Below are 16,640 nucleotides of genomic sequence, written 5' to 3'. Positions count from 1 at the left end.
TTTCTTTTATAACGTTTGCTTCGTCCGCCCGATGATATCGTCCTGCGTCTTTTTCGACAGCACGTTGAAAAACGCGCTGTATCCCGCCACGCGGACAATAAGATCCCGATGCTTTTCCGGATGGGCCTGCGCGTCCAGCAGCGTCGCCTTCGAAACAATGTTGTATTGCACATGGTAGCCATGCAGGCGGTTGAAAAACAGCCGTCGGGCCGTTTGTCAAAGACACGGCGAGCCACTTTCTTGTGGACAAGTTTTTTATCGGCGTCGACGGCTACGACGACAAGGCGGGGGTTCACGAACAAAGACCAGATACGCCCGCCAACCAGGCAAACGAGCTGATTGTCGTTACGGAAAGTGAAAAGTTTTCCCCTGTAAAACCTTTTTACTGCACGAACGAGTCGACTTGAGTCGATAAAGCTCTCGACTCATAAATTTTTGAGTCGAGGAAGCTCTCGTTGCACACCAACTCGATTCGATATACAATATCAAAAAGAGGTGATCACAATGCGCGAAAGCAGGAATCTGGAATTGAAAGAAACCGTCGATACAAATTCATTTTTAAAAACAATATCAGCTTACGCAAATTTTGGCGATGGAAAAATCATTTTTGGGATCCGTGACGATGGCACGGTTCCGGGAATCGAGCATCCGGTTGACGCCTGTTTGCGTTTGGAAAACAAAATCAACGATGCGATCAAGCCGCTCCCTTCCTACACTTTAGATATAAACGAAGATCAAACCATAACCCTGAACATCTTGAAAGGTCCTTACACCCCTTATTTTTATAAAGGAAAAACGTATAAAAGAAACGATTCGGCAACGATCGAAGTGGATCGTCTTGAGCTAAACCGCCTGATTCTGGAAGGTTCGAATCAAACCTACGAAGAACAGCCTTCATCTATACAAGATTTGACTTTCTCTCAACTTGGAAAAGAATTTTTTCAAAAGAAAGGCGTCGAAACGATAACACCGGACATTTTGAAAACATTAGGGTTGATGGATAAAAACACCTATAATCACGCCGCGGCTCTTGTCGCGGATGAAAACCGGTTTCCAGGCGTGGATCTCGTACGATACGGGCGGAATATCAACGAACTCATGGAACGTCAAACCTATGATCATATGTCCGTTTTCTGTATGTACCATCAAGCGATGGAAATGTACCGGAAATATTATTGTTATGAAAAAATCGAAGGGAGCCAACGCGTCCAAAAAGAAATGATTCCAAAGGAAGCGTTTCGCGAAGCGCTCGCAAACGCCTTGGTCCATCGGACATGGGACATCCAAACAAGAATCAGGATTTCGATGGATCAAGACAAAATAGAAATCACGTCGCCTGGCGGATTGCCGGCCGGCATCAGCGAAGCGGAATATCTGGATGGACAAATCAGTTTTTTGCGAAATCCAATTTTAGGAAATATCTTTTTCAGACTCGCGTACATTGAAATGTTTGGCTCCGGAATCAAAAGGGTCAAGAAAGCCTATGACCCCTATCAAGCCAGTCCGGAATTTAAAATCTACGACAATTCCATCACCGTTGTTCTTCCCGTGTCGGATACGGTCATCGAGACTTCAGCCGATGAAAAGACGATATTAAGCAACTTGTCTTCTTCGACTTTGTTGTCGAGAGCGCAGCTGGAAGAGCGGACCGGCTTCAGCAAAGCGAAAACCGTTCGCCTTCTGCATTCGTTGTCCTCTAAAGGATTGATTCAAAAAAACGGTTCCGGCATGAATACAAAATACAGGATCTTCAAAAAATAAAGACCGCCAAATCAAAATCCATGCCCTATAAAAAAGATTCCCGAAAATTGTCTTCCGGGAATCTTTTTCCTTTAAGCCGGCACCACTTTCGTGTTGGCCAAATAGTCGTGCAAAGCGCGGTGACTGAGCGTGACAGCGACCAGCAGCGCGGACAGGACGATCAAAATCGACCCCGCCATTTGCCACCAGGAATCCACATTGTAGGAAAGCGCCAAAGTAGCCATTTGCCGAAAATAACCACCCACCACAACCGCACCGCTTTCCACAATCATCAAACCAATACACTGGCGAACGAACAAAGATCGCAAACAGACACGGCTTCCATCTTTATTCACGATTTTAATTTTCATGATTTTCTTGCCCAACGTCTGGCCCTCGTACTTTTTATACGGAATATAAACAAAATAAACAATGGCTGCCACAATACATAGAAAACCGCCAAGATAAGACCAGAACGGGCTGTACCCCAGTGCCGGAAACACATAGAGATCCGTAAACACATCGCTGCGCCGTGTAATCAATCCATAAAGAAGAACGGCCGGAAAAGCGCAAACCACGCCACCAACCACCCAGTCAATCAAATACGCGTACAAACGCGCGGTCGTGTTCACTTTGTTGGGCGTCTGGTCGACCCAGCTAAACAGTTTTTTCATCCGCGTTCTCCTTTCGTTTCGCGTCGTACAAAGAATCCATCGCGATTTTCACCCGTCGCAACCCTTCTTCCAGCTTGGTCCGCGGGCATCCGCAATTCAACCGTAAATACCCTTTGCCATTCTTTCCATACACTTCGCCATTCATAACCGCCACGTTTCCAACCTTTACCAGCGCTTCCTGCATCTCTTTTGCCCCAAACGGCACATTGGAAACGTCGATCCAGGCCAAATAAGTCGCCTGAGGAATTGCAAACTGAAAATCCGGGAGCTGACTCGCAAGGAAATCGTGGACAAATTTCATATTTTCGAACACGTACGCCGACAACTGGTCAATGTAGTCGTCACATTCGTTATATCCGGTCATGATCGCATGCATGCCGAAAATACTGGCGGAATTTAGAAAATCCATCGTGCGCGTCTGATGCAAAAACGCGTTTCGAATGGCTTCATCCGGAATCATAACGTAAGATCCAATCAACCCGGGCACATTGAAAATTTTCGAAGCGGCCGAGGCGGTATACAATCCGTCATATTCGCCGATATATCGCAGCAAAGGAATCGGCGCCTCCCCCTGCAAATGGATGTCCATATGAATTTCATCCGAAATGATTTTGACGCGGTGCTTTTTACACAAACGCACGATTTGATCCATTTCCTCTTTCGTCCAAACCCGGCCTGTCGGATTGTGTGGCGAGCAAAGCAAAAGAATCGAAGCGCTCTCCAGTTCTTTATCCAGCCGTTCAAAATCAATCGACCATCCTTCTTCCGCGTTGAGCGAATGGCCAATCAGCTTCCGGTGATTTTGTTCAATCACATTCATAAAAGCGTCATACATCGGATCGAACGTCAAGACGCCGTCTCCTTCCTCGCTTAAAAGCCGAATCAGCAAGCTGACCGAATACATGACGGATGGACTGTATAAAATCCATTCCTTTTGAATTGGCGTGTTGAATCTTCGACCGTAATGCCCGGCAATACTGTTCTTAAAATCCGCATGGTTCCAGCGCGTGTACCCATAAATTTCATGCGCGGCCACTTCTTTTATCTTTTCAGTAATCGGAACCGGAATCTTAAAATCCGTATCCGAAATCGTAAAGGGCAGCAAGTCTTTTTCCCCAAAGCGATCTTGTACATAATCCCATTGCGTACAATACGTTCCTTTCCGATTGATTACTTCATTAAAATCATAGTTCATGTGTTTCCTCCTGCAAAATGCACATCTCTTTCGGAGTACGATTCAAGGCCACGCCTTTCCCGTCGCGAATCAGGACATCGTCCTCAATGCGGACACCCCCGACGCCCGGCACATAAATGCCGGGTTCGCAGGACATCAGCATGCCTTCTTTCAAAACGGTATCCGATTTTGGATTCAGCCGCGGCAGCTCGCTGCCATCCCCGATTCCGATTCCATGCCCGAGCCCATGACCGAAATACGCGCCATATCCGGCGTCCGTAATGATTTTCCGGGCCACCGCGTCTATTTCCTGTCCAGTCTTTCCTTCTTCTATCGCGGCCAGCGCCGTGGTCTGCGCGACCAGAACCGTATGATAAATTTTTTTCATTTCTGAAGACGGTTCCCCGATAAAGAGCATCCGTGTCATATCCGACTGATAGTTGTTGTATTGGATTCCAAAATCAATCAGGATCGGCTCATGGGGCCTGATCTTGCGATTCGTCGGCCGGCCATGCGGCAGGGCGGTCCGCTCTCCGGACGACACAATGGTGTCGAACGCCATCTGCTGGGCGCCACTGGCGATCGCGTAGTATTGCAGCCAGGCGGAAACCTCATTCTCCGTCATCCCTGCCTTGATTTTCGCTTTGACTTGTTCAAAAATCCAATCGGTTCGATCGACAGCTTCCTGAATGCGCCGGATTTCCTCTTCGTCCTTGACAATTCGCATTTGTCCGAGTTCCTCATCCAGTAAAATCACATCTAACCCTTTTTCTTTGAAATCTTTATATGCACTGACAGAGGTTTCGCTGTTTTCCACGGCCAGGCAATGCCAGTCGTTTTCTTTCATGATCCGGCTTATTTCCTCTTTTATATTTTCGGTTAGAATAATTTCCAAATCCCGTTCCTTTTGTCTTGCTTCTTCCACATACCGGCCATCCAGCAGCAAATAACCTTTCTCTTTCGCAATCAGGATTTGACAACCGCTCCCGGTCATCGTATCCAAATATTTTTTCATCGTCTTGCTTTTGAGATAAATTGCGTCGGCGCGGTGCCTTCCTAACTCTTTTCGAATGTTTTCAATATGTTTCGCCATTGTCCCTCCAAAGAAAGGGCAAGAAAATCCTGCCCTTTGAAATCATTAGAAATCAAGATGTAAATCATCCAGTAGAGCCTGATCTTCGGCACTGAAAATATCTTGTTTTTCCTCTTTTTCTTTTTCCGCCAGCAGTTCACGATTCTCATAAATTTTAAAGAACGGATACCATATCAAGATGGACAGAACTAGCTGGATTCCGTTTGCAACCAAAGACATGTAGTCAAAGTTCGTCAAATATCCTTCCAGGAAAACGCCAACATATGGTGGCGTGAAAGTGGAACACTTTAGCCAGCCAAAGTACATCATCCAGTACGGAATAGAGCCGATAATTCCACCACAGATTACATATGGGATCGCGAAAATCGGGTTCAATACGACCGGCGCGCCAAACAAGATTGGCTCATTGATTCCAAACAACGCCGGAATCAGCGAGATGCGGCCAACCTGTTTCATTGCTTTTGCCTTGGACAGCAAGCACCAGAACACAAGACCAAACGTCACGCCGGTGCCTGTAAAGTTTCCGAATGCCGATTCCGGTCCAGGAGCGAAAAAGTGGATCGCTTCGCCGCCGGCTTTGACCATTTCGATATTTTCAGCAAGAAACTGCGTTGAAATCGGGCTCGTAATCGGTGAAAGCACCGATGGATGAATACCACAGAAGAACAGCAGACATCGCAAAATCTGCAAGAACGTAACCGCAAACGGGTTGTCCATGGAGCCGACCAAAGGCGCGAACAAATTCGTGAAAACCAGAGGCGGCAGCGTGTTCAGCACATTGACGCACACAACTCGGATGATCAGGAAGAAACCAATAATGATTACACTAATCGGAATCATTTCAAAAGAGCGGGATACGAAATCCGGCACCGACTCCGGCATCTTAATCGTAAAGTTTTTCTTCTTGCACCAGCGGAACAATTCCACTGCGATAATGGAAGCAAACATCGCCGCGAACAAGCCTTTCGGCCCCAGATAAGTGGATTTGATTCCACCGTCTTCTCCATAGTCAACACCCATCATCAAGAAAGCGATAATCGCCATGCAGAGAACGCCGGGAATGTCCAGTTTGTAATGTTTTCCTAAATGGTAGGCGATAACCGCCGTCACATAAAGCGAGAGAAGCGCCATTCCTACATTGTAAGGAATGTAGATAATGTCCAGATTGGTCGTGATCCACTGGGATATTGGATTGTTGGGACCGATCATGTTCGGAATCGCTTCCGGAATCAAACAGAAACTACCGATCAAAAGAATCGGAGTCATCGCGACCATCGCTTTTTTGATCGCGCTCAAATAACGGTTCTGATCCATTTTATTGGCGATTGGCGTCAAATATTTGGACATGAACGTTTCGAATTTATTCATCATAACTTTTATCTTGTCCCTTCACTTTTACGATTTCTTATTTGCTTTTGCCAGATCCGCTTTTCGGCGGGCGATCAGAACCTGCTTCATAACCGTGGCGCCATCCATTTTTCCATACACATCCTGGTCTACGATGATGTGCGGAATTTGATACGGATCAATCATTTCATGAATGTAGTCGATACGGTGTGCGATTTGCGGCCCCACGACAAGCACATCCGTGTCTTCTACTTCGGCCGGCAGCAAATCGACAGGCACAGCCTTGAACGCAAAGTCCTCATCATTCAATTTCGCAGAATTATGAACCGTTTTCTTCATGTTATCCATCAACATAGTGGTAGAAAATCCACCTGCACAGCACAATACAATTTTCATCTTATTTTCCTCCTTTTTCTTTTGCTTCAAAAATCTCAATAAATTCTTCAACCAAATCCCGGGCCAGCTGGCTCGTCATATAGTGATCCTGGGCATGGACCATCAACAGTCCGATTTCCGGTCGCTCCTCCCCGGACATTTCTGCCGTGATGAGTGCGGTCTGTACTTTATGCGCTTCCAGATCTGCCTGTCTCGATTCAGCAAGTAGAGCCCGGGCGCCATCATAATCGCTTTCTTTCACTTTGCGGAGCGCTTCGAAAGCTTTCGCTTTACTGGCACCCGCCGCAGAAATAATCGTTACGATTTGTTGTTCCAATTCAGTCATTTCATACCTCCTGTAAACTGTAGAAACTGTTCGTAGTTCTTTCTTGTTAGTGTAGCGGCGAGTTCGCATACGAACGCGACCGCGTTGTCTATATCGCTCAAACTGGCAATAGATGCCGGTCCATGACAATACCGCAAAGGAATCCCGATAACCAGAGCCGGCTTTCCATTGCCAATCAGATGCGCCTGGGCGCAATCCGTCCCGCCTCCGCTCAGCATGTCCTCCTGAAAGGAAATGTTCGCTTTTCGCGCGGTTTCTTTAGCAAATTGCAGAAGCTTGTCATTGGGCGCCATCGTTTTGTCATAATGCTCGATCATGCATCCTTTATGAAGCTGGCGGTGATTTTTAAAGCTTCGATCCAGCTCCGGGTGGTTGGCCACGTCAATCGCGAATACAATGTCGGGATCTTCCTGAAATACCGCCGTCTTCGCTCCGCGCGTACCGACTTCCTCGCTGCTCGTTGCGCACATGAGGATGTCGTTTTCCAGCCGCCTGTCCTTCAGCTTTTCCAGCACCTTGCTGACGACATAACAGCCAGTACGGTCATCCATCGCTTTTCCCATGATGGTTCCCGTGCCTTCGGGCAACACGCACGTCGTATCAAATGTCACCATATCGCCAATTTCAAGTCCTGCTTTTTCCGCTTGTTCTCTTGTTTCAAATCCTAAATCCACATAAATATCGTCTGGATGGCCCGCCTTGTCCCGCTGGCAGTTCATGATGCCTGGTAATTTTTTTCCTGATCGCGTCGTAATCCGGACTTTTTGCATATCCAGACAGTTGTCCAGCACACCACCTGTCTTTATTAAATAGACAAAACCAAGGTCGGAAATATGCCGTACCCGAAATCCCACTTCATCCATATGCGCGGTAAACATGATTTTCAAAGGATGGGCTCCACACCCTTTTTTCACAAAAATCACGCTTCCGAGATGGTCGCAGCGAATTTCATCACAATGCTCTCGATTGGCTTCCACGAGCAGGTCGCGCACTTCCGTTTCTTTGGACGCGATCGCGTCCGCATTGCTCAATTTGCGTAAAAATGTTTCATTCATGAAACCGTAGCCTCCACTTCTCTAAGAATCAATCGCATTTGTTCAAAAGAACGGGCAGCCGCCATGTGACTGGCGCTTCCTCTGTCCTGCATCAGTTTGTAAAAAAGCTTCGTAATCTCCTCATATTTTCCATATTCATCTTTGCGAAGGGAGATAAGAAAAACAGTGCGAACTTCCTTTCCCTGCTCCATCAAAGGCGTATCGAGTATACAGACGGAAATCACGCTTTTCTTTGCGCAAAGCTTGATTGGATGCGGTAACGCGACGCCATTGAAGAATACGGTGCTCATGTATTTTTCCCGCTCAAGCACGCTGTCTTTGTATTCCGCTTCCACAACATCGTCTTTTATCAACTGATCCGCCATCTCGGAGATAAGTTCTTTGTAGGAACCAGCTTTCCGAACTTGAAAGTATCGCCGGGAAAACAAAGCATCAAATTTACTTGATGTATCCGATAATTGAAAATTTTGTATGCAGTCATAAGATAGAAATTGCCGGATCGCTGCCAGATCTTCCGGTTCCAACAACTCATGAATATAAATAATAGGTATATTAAACTCCCGGTTTAGCGGCATGATCGTGAAAATAATATCGGGATCGAATAACTCGAGTTCATCCATATTCAGAAAGCTGAATGTCTGAATTTTTTGCTGGGGAAAAATCGTTTCCAGCTGCATCTTCAGAAGATAAGCACATCCGCCGCCACTTGAGCAGACGACAGCTACCCGATCAAACCGCATGAGCTTTTCTCTCTTTTCTTTTTCCAGGTGACCTGCAAAATGAGTAGCAATAAAAGCCGCTTCATCCTGGGTCACTGTAATCCCGTACAGTTGTTGAAGCATATTGGAAAATTCGATTGCCACACTGAATACGAGCGGATACCGAATACAGATTTCATGAAGCATCGAATTTTTATACGACACTTTTTGATGGCTTCGGCTTACAAGAAGACAGACATGTTCCGACAGCATTTTTTTGAAATTTTCGTCATCCGTAAATTTTGTGTTGTATCGCGCGTCAATTCCTTTCAAAAATTCTTCGATATGGTTTTCCAGCTGGTCGCTAATATCCAGCGAGGCATCTTTAAGTCGAATATTGCTTCGGACCACATCCACAAACACTTCATATTGCCAGGCCGCGAAATTTAAACCCGCGTTTTTATTGAGCTGTTGAAAAACCGCGTCCGCAATGCGATCGACCGGGGTGTTTTTTACGCGGTATCTTTCTTCCGGCAAACAAAGAAGCGAAGCCTGAAGAGCGATCGCTCCCAGCCAAATATAAATCGTTTTCAGTTCATTGTAGTTGATTTGCTGCCGGCTCTCGGTAATCTGATCAATGAGAAACGGATAGATGGTCCGAAAAACAGGAAGAGATTGCTCCATATAAAGCTTTAACACCGGATTATCCGCTTCCAGCATTTCCGCCAGCATCGTCGTAAATGCGAGATTGTCTTTTTTTAGACGCAAGCCATAATGGCTTTTGATTTCCAGAACCACATCGTATTTGCGGCAAAACGTTTCAACTTCTTTAATGAGCGCTTTGACCGCCGACCGATTGATGTGAAAATGGAAAGCTGTTTCTTCCATAGAAATGTAGTCTTTTTGCACCGCGAGAAAAGCGGTCAAATTTTCAGGTGTGTCTGGAGGAACGGTTGGATGCTGCTGGGCCAGCTGCGCAACAAACCGGTCAAATTTTTCTGAGTCTGTCACTTCCAGCAAATATCCTTTTCCACGGATTGTATGCAGCTTGAACCCGTTTCTCTCCCCGATATTCATGAAATAGGAGAGATCCCCTTGTATTGTCCGTTTGGAAACGTGATACTTTTCCGTAAAATACTTGAGATTCAGACAATCAGCCGTTTCGATAAAATCGCGCATGATTGAATAAAGTCTCATTTTTGCCACCTCCTCATTATGTAAGCGCTTTTTTCTTTCGCTTGACACACTTATCATAAAAATTGGCTCTTGCAAAGTAAACGCAATTTTTTGCATCTTAAAATGCAGTGGTTCTGCAATTTAACTTGTCACGCTCTTTCTTTTCTATTCATCCCGCCTCTCTTATAGTTCCTTTTGAAGGAGTTGAATCAATCATATGAAAAACAATAAAAAAATCGTTCTCGTTGGAACAGGGCTGGTGGGAATGAGCTTTGCCTACAGCTTAGTCGTTCAGGGGAATGTCGATGAACTCGTTTTAATCGACTTGAACAAAGAAAAAGCGATTGGCGAAGCCATGGACTTGCAGCATGCCGGCTGTTTTGCCAAAAAACAAATCCGCATGAAAGCGGGTGACTATGCCGACTGCAAAGGCGCCGATATTGTCGTCATCACTGCCGGCATCATTCAGCGCTCCGATCAGACCCGTCTGGATTTAACGGTCGATAACACAAAAATCGTCCAGTCGGTCACCGAGCAAATCATGGCTTCCGGTTTTGACGGCATCCTGATCGTGGCGACCAATCCGGTTGATTTAATGACAGCGGTCGCGCAGAAAGTGTCCAACCTTCCGACGAACCGGGTCATTGGTACGGGAACCTTGCTGGATACGGCTCGTTTGCGTTTTCGTCTAAGCGAATGTCTCCAGGTTTCTCCTTACAATATTCATGCTTACGTATTTGGCGAACACGGAGATTCGAGCTTTGTGCCATGGTCCCATGCCTGCATTGGAAGCAAGACCATACGGAATGTATTGAAGTCCCGTAAAATCGACGAAGACATGCTGGAAGAAGTCTTTGACGAGGTGCGCAATGCCGGGTACGAAATCGTCAATCGGAAAAAATCGACATATTACGGGATTGGAATGACGCTCAATCGACTTGTCCAAGCCGTTTTAAATGACGAAAACAGCATTCTTACCGTTTCGGCTAAACAAAATGGTGAATATGGTTATACGGGTATTTATAACGGGGTTCCTGCTATCATCGGGGCGAAAGGCGTCATTGAAAAGCTGGAGCTTGAGCTTGAACCCGCCGAGCAGCAGCGGTTTTTGGATAGCTGCCGGTTGTTAGAAAAAATCTGGACGGAAACTGTGAATCCGGTACTTGAGAGTCGTTAATATGAAAGACCTTTATATATTCGGAACGCTTGGCCCGGCCTGCCATGAAGTCGAAACGATTATGGCTTTGTTTCGGGCTGGTGCCACAGGGATGCGGCTGAACTTGTCGCATGGCAATCTGGCGCAACATGCCGACTGGATCGCCAACTTTCATATCGCGGCCAAGCGGTGCGGCGTTTCTCCTCAGCTTCTTATAGATATGCAAGGTCCGGAATTAAGAACCTCCGCTTCTTTATCGCCTTTGCCACTGGAAACAGATCATATCGTGATGACGAACACGCTTGGATTTCCGGATTGTGTGCGACCCTATTTAAAAACTGGTGTCCAAATCCTCGTGGACGATGGCAGGATCCTGCTTGAAACCGTAGATCATGAGAAATCCAAAGTTCTCCGGGGCGGCCTGCTTCTTCCCCGGAAAAGTATCACCATCCAAAATGTGTCGATCCCTTTGCCGGTTTTGACAAAAGAAGACTTCGATAATTTATCGTGCGCGGCGCAATATGGCGTCACCGGCATCATGCAGCCGTTTGTTCGCAGCACAGAAGATTTGATAAAGGTTCGTGCGCAAATGGATGCGTGTGGTCTAAAAAACGCCTGCCTATACGCCAAGATCGAATCAAAAGAAGGAATCGCGATGGCGGAATCCCTGCTTCCGTATTGCGATGAATTGATCATCGCCCGTGGAGATCTTGCCGATTCGGTTGGTCTTGTCCATCTGGCCAGCGCGCAGCACGACTTGGAGAAAATATGTCGCAGGCATGAAAAGCCGTATATGATCGTGACGCAAATGCTGCACTCGATGATGACTTCTCCCATCCCGACACGGGCGAAAATATCCGATATTTACCACGCGGTTTACAATGGGGCGTCCTCGATTATGCTGACGGGGGAAACGGCGTCTGGCTCTTATCCTGTCGAAGCGATGAACTATTTTGCACAAACCGCGTATACTGCTCTGAAAGACCGGGAGGATGGTACCTTTTAATTCGGGCACGTCTTCATGTCGTTTGTTTTACAGCTTTAAAGAAAAAAGGTAAAATCACTTTAAATAAAGCGGTTTTACCTTTTTAAGTTCTTCACGGTTTACGTGATATTTCTACTTTTGCTTCTCGAGCATCCCCTTCGTAATGATAGCCTTTTTATTGTTTTTCCAAACCGGTAAAGACGCCAAACTTGCCGGCTTTCTTTATCCGTGAAGCGATTCCGCCCGCTCCAGGATCAATCGTTTCACGTTTTCTTTTTCTTCTTCGGGCAAAAAAGATTGTTCGCACGCTTCCAAAAAGCGGCCAATATTTTTCAGCATCCGCTCAATCAGTCTTTCAGCTGTTTTCTTTTCAATCCCAATCGAATGCGCGAACTTCAAAAAATCGCCTCGCCTCAAATTTCGCTTTTTTCCATTCAACGTTAAAGCCATTTGATCGAAATCTTTAGACATTATGATGTTAACAGGAAGCTGATCATATACCGGAGAAAGCTGATACACCCCTTCTTTGTTTTGAATCAACGAAAAGTTTTTTAAATGCATATCGGAATTGCCAATGAGAAACGCAAAAACGAGTCGGATAAACAATTCAGTTAAGTCGAATTGATAGAAAGCCGAATATTTTTTTATTGTTTTTGCGCACCGCTCATAAGAACTGTTGTATTTGTCTTCCGTCAAACGTTTCTGAAGCTGGCAAAAATCTTCCATCGCCAGCTTTGTGACTTTTTTCTTTTTCTCCAACCGGTCAATTCGTTTCGTGATATACGCCAACGTCCCATCTTTTAATCGAATCAACCCGAATGGAACGGTAGGAATCTTAGCAATTTGCGCAAGGCGCATTCCCAACTGCTCAAATTCTGGAAGATAGGAAAATTTTCCCGTTTGTGGTTTTAAAATATATCCTGCCGGATAATCTACGATCGTTAACCGCGATCCCTTCTCTTCTTCGATCAAATGCAAAGAAAGCTTTTTTTGAACGCCAGGCACCGTATATCCTTCGCTTACCGTTTTTCGAGCGATTTCCCGCAAGATCGAATCATCTAAATCAAGAACCGGATGCAAAGTCATTCCGAAAAATTTTTTAGTACATTCTGTATGCCATTGTGACTCCATTTCTTCCGGCGCGGGATCGACGATCTCCTTTCCGCAATACAAACATTTCATCTTTCATTCTCCCCCCATATGGATACATTTCCAATGGCATCTTTACAGGCGACAAGCAATACGCCAAAACGATCTTTACGATCGAGCTTCCAGTTTCGAACCGTCACATCATATAGCCAGCCTTCCGGAATCAATCCATCAAAAAAAGGAAATAACACAGACGATTCATAAGGTTCATCATGAAGCGGCAAAGTCAAACTGACGTCCTTCGCATCTTTCATGGCTAAATAGTCTTTTTCATAGGAAAACCGGTATCCGCGATCCGTCTCTTCAATCGTTCCGGCTTTTCGTTCCTCCACCCATACACTTCCTTTTCTCATTCCTCGCTCCGATCCAAATCACCCGGCACCGCTTCCTTGCCAAACATCCGCAGCGCCTTGTTCACCTTATCCATTCGAACCGTTTCCTTTCCCTGTTCCAGCTCACGGACAAACCGCAGTCCCAGTCCGGCCCGCAGCGCGAACTCCTCCTGCGTGATTCCCAGTTTTCTTCGTTCCGTTTTGATATAGTTTCCAATCGTTGTCATGTTTTTATTTTATACCCTTTCGGGTATATATTCAACAAAAATAGCCATTTTATACCTTTTCGGGTATAAAATTGGACATTCAGCACAAATCAACACCCGAACGGGTATACTTTCGGTTATGAATGTCCACTTTCCATCCAGCCGCCAAAAGAAAAAGGGCACTCGCCCTTTTAAGATTTCTGTTTCATACGCTGGGAACGATACCGGTTCATAACCCCCATGAACTCCTGTTTCCTTACCCGGCAAAAGTCCCGTTTTCCAAGGACCCGCAATCCCTCGCTGTCGATTCGCTCTTCCAGCCTGTCCGCGACTTCCTTCAACGTCCTCTTTCCATCAATCAAATGCCGATGCGCGTACAAAACCATCGCGCCCAGCGTCGGCAGCTGTTCCGGATCCACCAGCTGTTCCACCAGACGCACATCCAGCGGTTCCCGGTCCAGCACGATGGCGTCCAGTCCTTGCGATTTGATTTTGACCCGGTCGGATCGCAAAGACGCCAACGGCAGTGGAACACGCGATGTAAAGAAGCGCTCCGGTGCCAGTTTTCGTTCCGGCGAGCACAAATACGGGAACGCCAGCGCCATCTCTTTCGCTCTGGCGGTCACATCCATCGGAATGTAGTGATCCATCTGCAAAACCAAATCGGCCTGCTCGAAAAACGCCCCCGAACTGCCGGCAACCAAAATCGTGCTGACCCCCGCCCGTTCAAACAACTGTGAAATGCGATAGACAAGCGGTGTGATCGGCTCGTGATCCGGATGGACGACTTTTTGCATCAAAGCGTCGCGCACCATGAAGTTGGCCGCGCTTGTGTCTTCGTCAAACAACAAAACTTTCGCGTCCGCCTCCAGCGCCTCGCTCACGCCCGCCGCCTGCGAAGTAGATCCGGACGCGTCCTCGCTCGAAAAGGCGCGTGTCGACTTGTCGCCCGGCAAATCGCGGATAAACGCCTCGATATTGTCGTTCTCGATGCTCCGTCCATCTTCCGCTCTTGACTTCACCGCGCTCTCGTCACACAAGACATATTCCCGTCCGTCATGGGCGATATGGTCATATACGCCCCGCTCCAGCGCCTCCAGCAGCGTGGACTTACCATGGTATCCGCCGCCAATAATCAGCGTAATTCCTTTTTTGATTCCCATTCCCTTGATTGGCTTGCCGTGCGGAACCGGAATTTCCACGCTCAGCGATTCCGGCGAAATAAACGGCACCGCATCCCGCATCGGCGACTGTGAAATACCCGATTTTCTTGGCAAAATGGCCCCATCCGCCACAAACGCCACCAGATCGAGTTTCTTCATCGCTTCCCGCAACGCGTGCTGGTTGTCGGCCAGCGAAATCGCCTCCCGCACCCGTTCCAGATTTTTCATGCTTAAATTTCCCGCGATCAAGTTGTTTAAAATCATTTCAGGCAAATAATTGCACACGATCTTAATCAACTCGTCCGATAAGACCCGCCGTCCGTTGGCCGGAAATCCAATGTGAAACCGAATGGTAATTTCCTTTTCGTCGATATGGCAGGCGCTTCGCTCCATCACTTCCTGCTGCGGCCGACTCACATAAATCACGCCGCTTTTTCCACTTCCGCGGCCTTTGTATGGATCGTTTTTCAACGCCTCGTAAAAAATCCGCAGCAATGTATCCTCCAGCGCGATCCGGCGATGTCGAACCTCCCAGCTCTCCTTTTCAAAAGAGTTTGGAACCCGAACCGACACGTCGCTTGGCGCCGCGAACGGATCGCCCTGCACATGGTCGACGGAAAACACATAGCCATCGCATTGATATTCTCCACGACAATCCTTGTATGCCGGATAACCTCTTCCCTGTATTCTTTCACAAACTTTGATAAAATCCCGTTGTGTCTGCATACTGTCACCTCTCATCAATTATCTTAACGAAAACAGGACAATTAAACTTGTCTAACGCAACCTGACACGTTGTGTAATCCCACTTTTCAGCAATCCATACAATCATTGCGGGTTTTCGCAATCTCGAAATCCTCTTCCGGTTCGCGCGTGATCCGGTATGGAAATCCGGAAACTCCCGTCAGGAATTCTAAAAAAAAGCCCGGTCCTTTTTATACCGGACTTGCGTTGGCTCCCGCGCTAGCGTACAAACACATACACCGAATACGCGACATAAAGCAAGACGAACAACACGCCTTCCTTTTTGGAAATTTTCTCGTTGCGCGACAAGACAAATAAGAGCACCGCCACCAGCAGGACAAGCACACAATCCACCACCGACTGCGCGTTGATCGCGTACGGGGCGATCACCTTGGCGTTGTTGACGAAACCAGGCAGAATGTGTAACAGCTCTTTTTAGCAATCAATACAATAGCTGTGGGGGTTTTGCGATATGAAGTTTTTTTCTTGTAATACCATTCTTTTTTGATAAAATAAAAAGTCTTGACAGGGGACTTTGTCCCCTGATTTATACTCTTAAGAAAAGACAACTATATAGGAAGTCAAGTATAAAATTATGAAATAGTTTGAAATATTATTGCTTGATTTGTTGTCGATTTGATCTTTGAAATTGTAAAAATGTGTACACTAAAAAGAACTATGGGGAAATAGCTTTTTTAAAGATGACTTTGACTTATTTATTATCGTAAAAGGGCTGGATCAAATTCTTTGCCGGTCGTCAAAATATGATAGATTATTCGAAGCAGTTTACGCACGCAGTGGCCTTGAGCACAAAGGTGGGACTTACCTTCTGCTCGCTTCTTTGCATAGTATTGATTGAATACCGGATTGAAGAGGATTACTGTCTGAATCGTTTTATAAAGTGTTGCTCTTAGATACTTTGACCCTTTCTTTTCTAACCTTGTTCGTGCCATACTATAGGTACCCGATTCATATACAAATGGATTGGTTCCTGACAGTTTGATGATTTGTTTGGCACTTTCATATTTGGAGAAATCGCCGATCTCTGCCAGGATAGACATCGCTGATATGTGTGAGATACCAGGGATGGCAAGAATGGGAGAGTTTAGTTGTCGGCTGAACTCTTCTATTTTTTTCTCAACAGCCTCTAGGTTTGAATTGATCTTTTCGATCATCTCCACAGTCTGCCGGATTTCTATTTCCATTGCGAAATTAGAATGACCGATC

The 16,640-nt window shown here is 46.4% G+C and carries 19 protein-coding genes; 4 read left to right on the top strand and 15 right to left on the bottom strand.

The features are described 5' to 3' along the window. Positions 1–6 precede the first annotated feature (6 nt). Positions 7–186 (bottom strand): glycine radical domain-containing protein, encoded by a 180-nt coding sequence (locus E5336_RS03870; protein ID WP_288341954.1) that lies wholly within the window; start codon positions 184–186, stop codon positions 7–9. Between the two features lie 56 nt (positions 187–242). Here E5336_RS03870 and E5336_RS12360 point away from each other — a divergent pair, with 56 nt between their 5' ends. Then, entirely contained in the window at positions 243–407 is a 165-nt protein-coding gene (locus E5336_RS12360) for a hypothetical protein (protein ID WP_168353545.1), read from the top strand. Positions 408–504: 97 nt separating this feature from the next. Further along, the gene (locus E5336_RS03865) at positions 505–1,761 is read left to right on the top strand and encodes an ATP-binding protein (protein ID WP_135979767.1); all 1,257 of its coding nucleotides are present in this window, start codon (positions 505–507) and stop codon (positions 1,759–1,761) included. Positions 1,762–1,832: 71 nt separating this feature from the next. On the opposite strand, the gene E5336_RS03860 is transcribed toward E5336_RS03865, so the two are convergent. From E5336_RS03860 to E5336_RS03825, 8 genes are read right to left on the bottom strand one after another with little or no spacing between them, the layout of a single operon-like run. Next, positions 1,833–2,414, bottom strand: a complete 582-nt coding sequence (locus E5336_RS03860) for an RDD family protein (RefSeq protein WP_135979766.1) — start codon at positions 2,412–2,414, stop codon at positions 1,833–1,835. Beyond that, the gene (locus tag E5336_RS03855; RefSeq protein ID WP_135979765.1) at positions 2,398–3,609 is read right to left on the bottom strand and encodes a MalY/PatB family protein; all 1,212 of its coding nucleotides are present in this window, start codon (positions 3,607–3,609) and stop codon (positions 2,398–2,400) included. Before E5336_RS03855 ends, E5336_RS03860 begins: the two co-directional genes overlap by 17 nt. Then, positions 3,599–4,681: a M24 family metallopeptidase gene (locus E5336_RS03850; RefSeq protein ID WP_135979764.1), complete on the bottom strand. Its 1,083-nt coding sequence runs from the start codon at positions 4,679–4,681 to the stop codon at positions 3,599–3,601. The genes E5336_RS03855 and E5336_RS03850 overlap by 11 nt, the downstream gene beginning before the upstream one ends. Before the next feature lie 45 nt (positions 4,682–4,726). Further along, the gene (locus E5336_RS03845; RefSeq protein WP_135979763.1) at positions 4,727–6,052 is read right to left on the bottom strand and encodes a PTS sugar transporter subunit IIC; all 1,326 of its coding nucleotides are present in this window, start codon (positions 6,050–6,052) and stop codon (positions 4,727–4,729) included. Positions 6,053–6,076: 24 nt separating this feature from the next. Further along, the gene (locus E5336_RS03840) at positions 6,077–6,424 is read right to left on the bottom strand and encodes a PTS sugar transporter subunit IIB (RefSeq protein ID WP_135979762.1); all 348 of its coding nucleotides are present in this window, start codon (positions 6,422–6,424) and stop codon (positions 6,077–6,079) included. A gap of 1 nt (position 6,425) precedes the next feature. Further along, entirely contained in the window at positions 6,426–6,749 is a 324-nt protein-coding gene (locus E5336_RS03835; RefSeq protein ID WP_135979761.1) for a PTS lactose/cellobiose transporter subunit IIA, read from the bottom strand. Further along, positions 6,746–7,804 carry an aminopeptidase gene (ypdE, locus tag E5336_RS03830; RefSeq protein ID WP_135979760.1) on the bottom strand — a complete coding sequence of 353 codons (1,059 nt, stop codon included), beginning with the start codon at positions 7,802–7,804 and terminating at the stop codon, positions 6,746–6,748. Before ypdE ends, E5336_RS03835 begins: the two co-directional genes overlap by 4 nt. After that, complete coding sequence (locus tag E5336_RS03825) at positions 7,801–9,795, bottom strand: BglG family transcription antiterminator (protein ID WP_135979759.1); 1,995 nt, start codon at positions 9,793–9,795, stop codon at positions 7,801–7,803. Before E5336_RS03825 ends, ypdE begins: the two co-directional genes overlap by 4 nt. 100 nt (positions 9,796–9,895) lie before the next feature. Between E5336_RS03825 and E5336_RS03820 the strand changes: the two genes are divergently transcribed. Both E5336_RS03820 and E5336_RS03815 read left to right on the top strand, forming a co-directional pair. Further along, positions 9,896–10,855 carry an L-lactate dehydrogenase gene (locus E5336_RS03820; RefSeq protein ID WP_135979758.1) on the top strand — a complete coding sequence of 320 codons (960 nt, stop codon included), beginning with the start codon at positions 9,896–9,898 and terminating at the stop codon, positions 10,853–10,855. 1 nt (position 10,856) lies between these two features. Then, entirely contained in the window at positions 10,857–11,840 is a 984-nt protein-coding gene (locus E5336_RS03815; RefSeq protein ID WP_135979757.1) for a pyruvate kinase, read from the top strand. A 201-nt stretch (positions 11,841–12,041) separates the two neighbouring features. Here the strand turns inward: E5336_RS03815 and E5336_RS03810 are convergent, their stop codons facing one another. The 6 genes from E5336_RS03810 to E5336_RS03785 all read right to left on the bottom strand — a co-directional run. Then, positions 12,042–13,001, bottom strand: coding sequence for a HipA domain-containing protein (locus E5336_RS03810; protein ID WP_135979756.1), 960 nt, complete (start codon positions 12,999–13,001; stop codon positions 12,042–12,044). Beyond that, on the bottom strand, positions 12,998–13,321 hold the full coding sequence (locus E5336_RS03805; RefSeq protein ID WP_135979755.1) for a HipA N-terminal domain-containing protein: 324 nt from the start codon (positions 13,319–13,321) through the stop codon (positions 12,998–13,000). Before E5336_RS03805 ends, E5336_RS03810 begins: the two co-directional genes overlap by 4 nt. Beyond that, positions 13,318–13,527, bottom strand: a complete 210-nt coding sequence (locus E5336_RS03800) for a type II toxin-antitoxin system Y4mF family antitoxin (protein ID WP_135979754.1) — start codon at positions 13,525–13,527, stop codon at positions 13,318–13,320. Before E5336_RS03800 ends, E5336_RS03805 begins: the two co-directional genes overlap by 4 nt. A gap of 170 nt (positions 13,528–13,697) precedes the next feature. Beyond that, the gene (locus E5336_RS03795) at positions 13,698–15,395 is read right to left on the bottom strand and encodes an ABC-ATPase domain-containing protein (protein ID WP_135979753.1); all 1,698 of its coding nucleotides are present in this window, start codon (positions 15,393–15,395) and stop codon (positions 13,698–13,700) included. Positions 15,396–15,632: 237 nt separating this feature from the next. Continuing rightward, positions 15,633–15,803 (bottom strand): hypothetical protein, encoded by a 171-nt coding sequence (locus E5336_RS03790; RefSeq protein WP_168353544.1) that lies wholly within the window; start codon positions 15,801–15,803, stop codon positions 15,633–15,635. 329 nt (positions 15,804–16,132) lie between these two features. Further along, a partial coding sequence (locus E5336_RS03785) for a transposase (RefSeq protein WP_277820775.1) occupies positions 16,133–16,640 on the bottom strand: 508 nt, incomplete at its 5' end.

Origin of the sequence: Dubosiella muris, from assembly GCF_004793885.1 — a bacterium.
Lineage (GTDB): Bacteria > Bacillota_I > Bacilli_A > Erysipelotrichales > Erysipelotrichaceae > Dubosiella > Dubosiella muris.
The sequence above is the reverse complement of the archived record's forward strand: the minus strand, read 5'-3'. Positions and strand labels throughout refer to the sequence as shown.

Bases quoted from the DNA above. Each gene is read 5' to 3' on its own strand.
- E5336_RS03795 (WP_135979753.1), bottom strand. From the start codon at position 15,395: ATGCAGACACAACGGGATTTTATCAAAGTTTGTGAAAGAATACAGGGA.
- E5336_RS03835 (WP_135979761.1), bottom strand. From the start codon at position 6,749: ATGACTGAATTGGAACAACAAATCGTAACGATTATTTCTGCGGCGGGT.
- E5336_RS03865 (WP_135979767.1), top strand. From the start codon at position 505: ATGCGCGAAAGCAGGAATCTGGAATTGAAAGAAACCGTCGATACAAAT.
- ypdE (WP_135979760.1), bottom strand. From the start codon at position 7,804: ATGAATGAAACATTTTTACGCAAATTGAGCAATGCGGACGCGATCGCG.
- E5336_RS03850 (WP_135979764.1), bottom strand. From the start codon at position 4,681: ATGGCGAAACATATTGAAAACATTCGAAAAGAGTTAGGAAGGCACCGC.
- E5336_RS03855 (WP_135979765.1), bottom strand. From the start codon at position 3,609: ATGAACTATGATTTTAATGAAGTAATCAATCGGAAAGGAACGTATTGT.
- E5336_RS03825 (WP_135979759.1), bottom strand. From the start codon at position 9,795: ATGCAAAAAATTGCGTTTACTTTGCAAGAGCCAATTTTTATGATAAGT.
- E5336_RS03860 (WP_135979766.1), bottom strand. From the start codon at position 2,414: ATGAAAAAACTGTTTAGCTGGGTCGACCAGACGCCCAACAAAGTGAAC.
- E5336_RS03800 (WP_135979754.1), bottom strand. From the start codon at position 13,527: ATGACAACGATTGGAAACTATATCAAAACGGAACGAAGAAAACTGGGA.
- E5336_RS03810 (WP_135979756.1), bottom strand. From the start codon at position 13,001: ATGAAATGTTTGTATTGCGGAAAGGAGATCGTCGATCCCGCGCCGGAA.
- E5336_RS03815 (WP_135979757.1), top strand. From the start codon at position 10,857: ATGAAAGACCTTTATATATTCGGAACGCTTGGCCCGGCCTGCCATGAA.
- E5336_RS03805 (WP_135979755.1), bottom strand. From the start codon at position 13,321: ATGAGAAAAGGAAGTGTATGGGTGGAGGAACGAAAAGCCGGAACGATT.
- E5336_RS03845 (WP_135979763.1), bottom strand. From the start codon at position 6,052: ATGATGAATAAATTCGAAACGTTCATGTCCAAATATTTGACGCCAATC.
- E5336_RS03820 (WP_135979758.1), top strand. From the start codon at position 9,896: ATGAAAAACAATAAAAAAATCGTTCTCGTTGGAACAGGGCTGGTGGGA.
- E5336_RS03840 (WP_135979762.1), bottom strand. From the start codon at position 6,424: ATGAAAATTGTATTGTGCTGTGCAGGTGGATTTTCTACCACTATGTTG.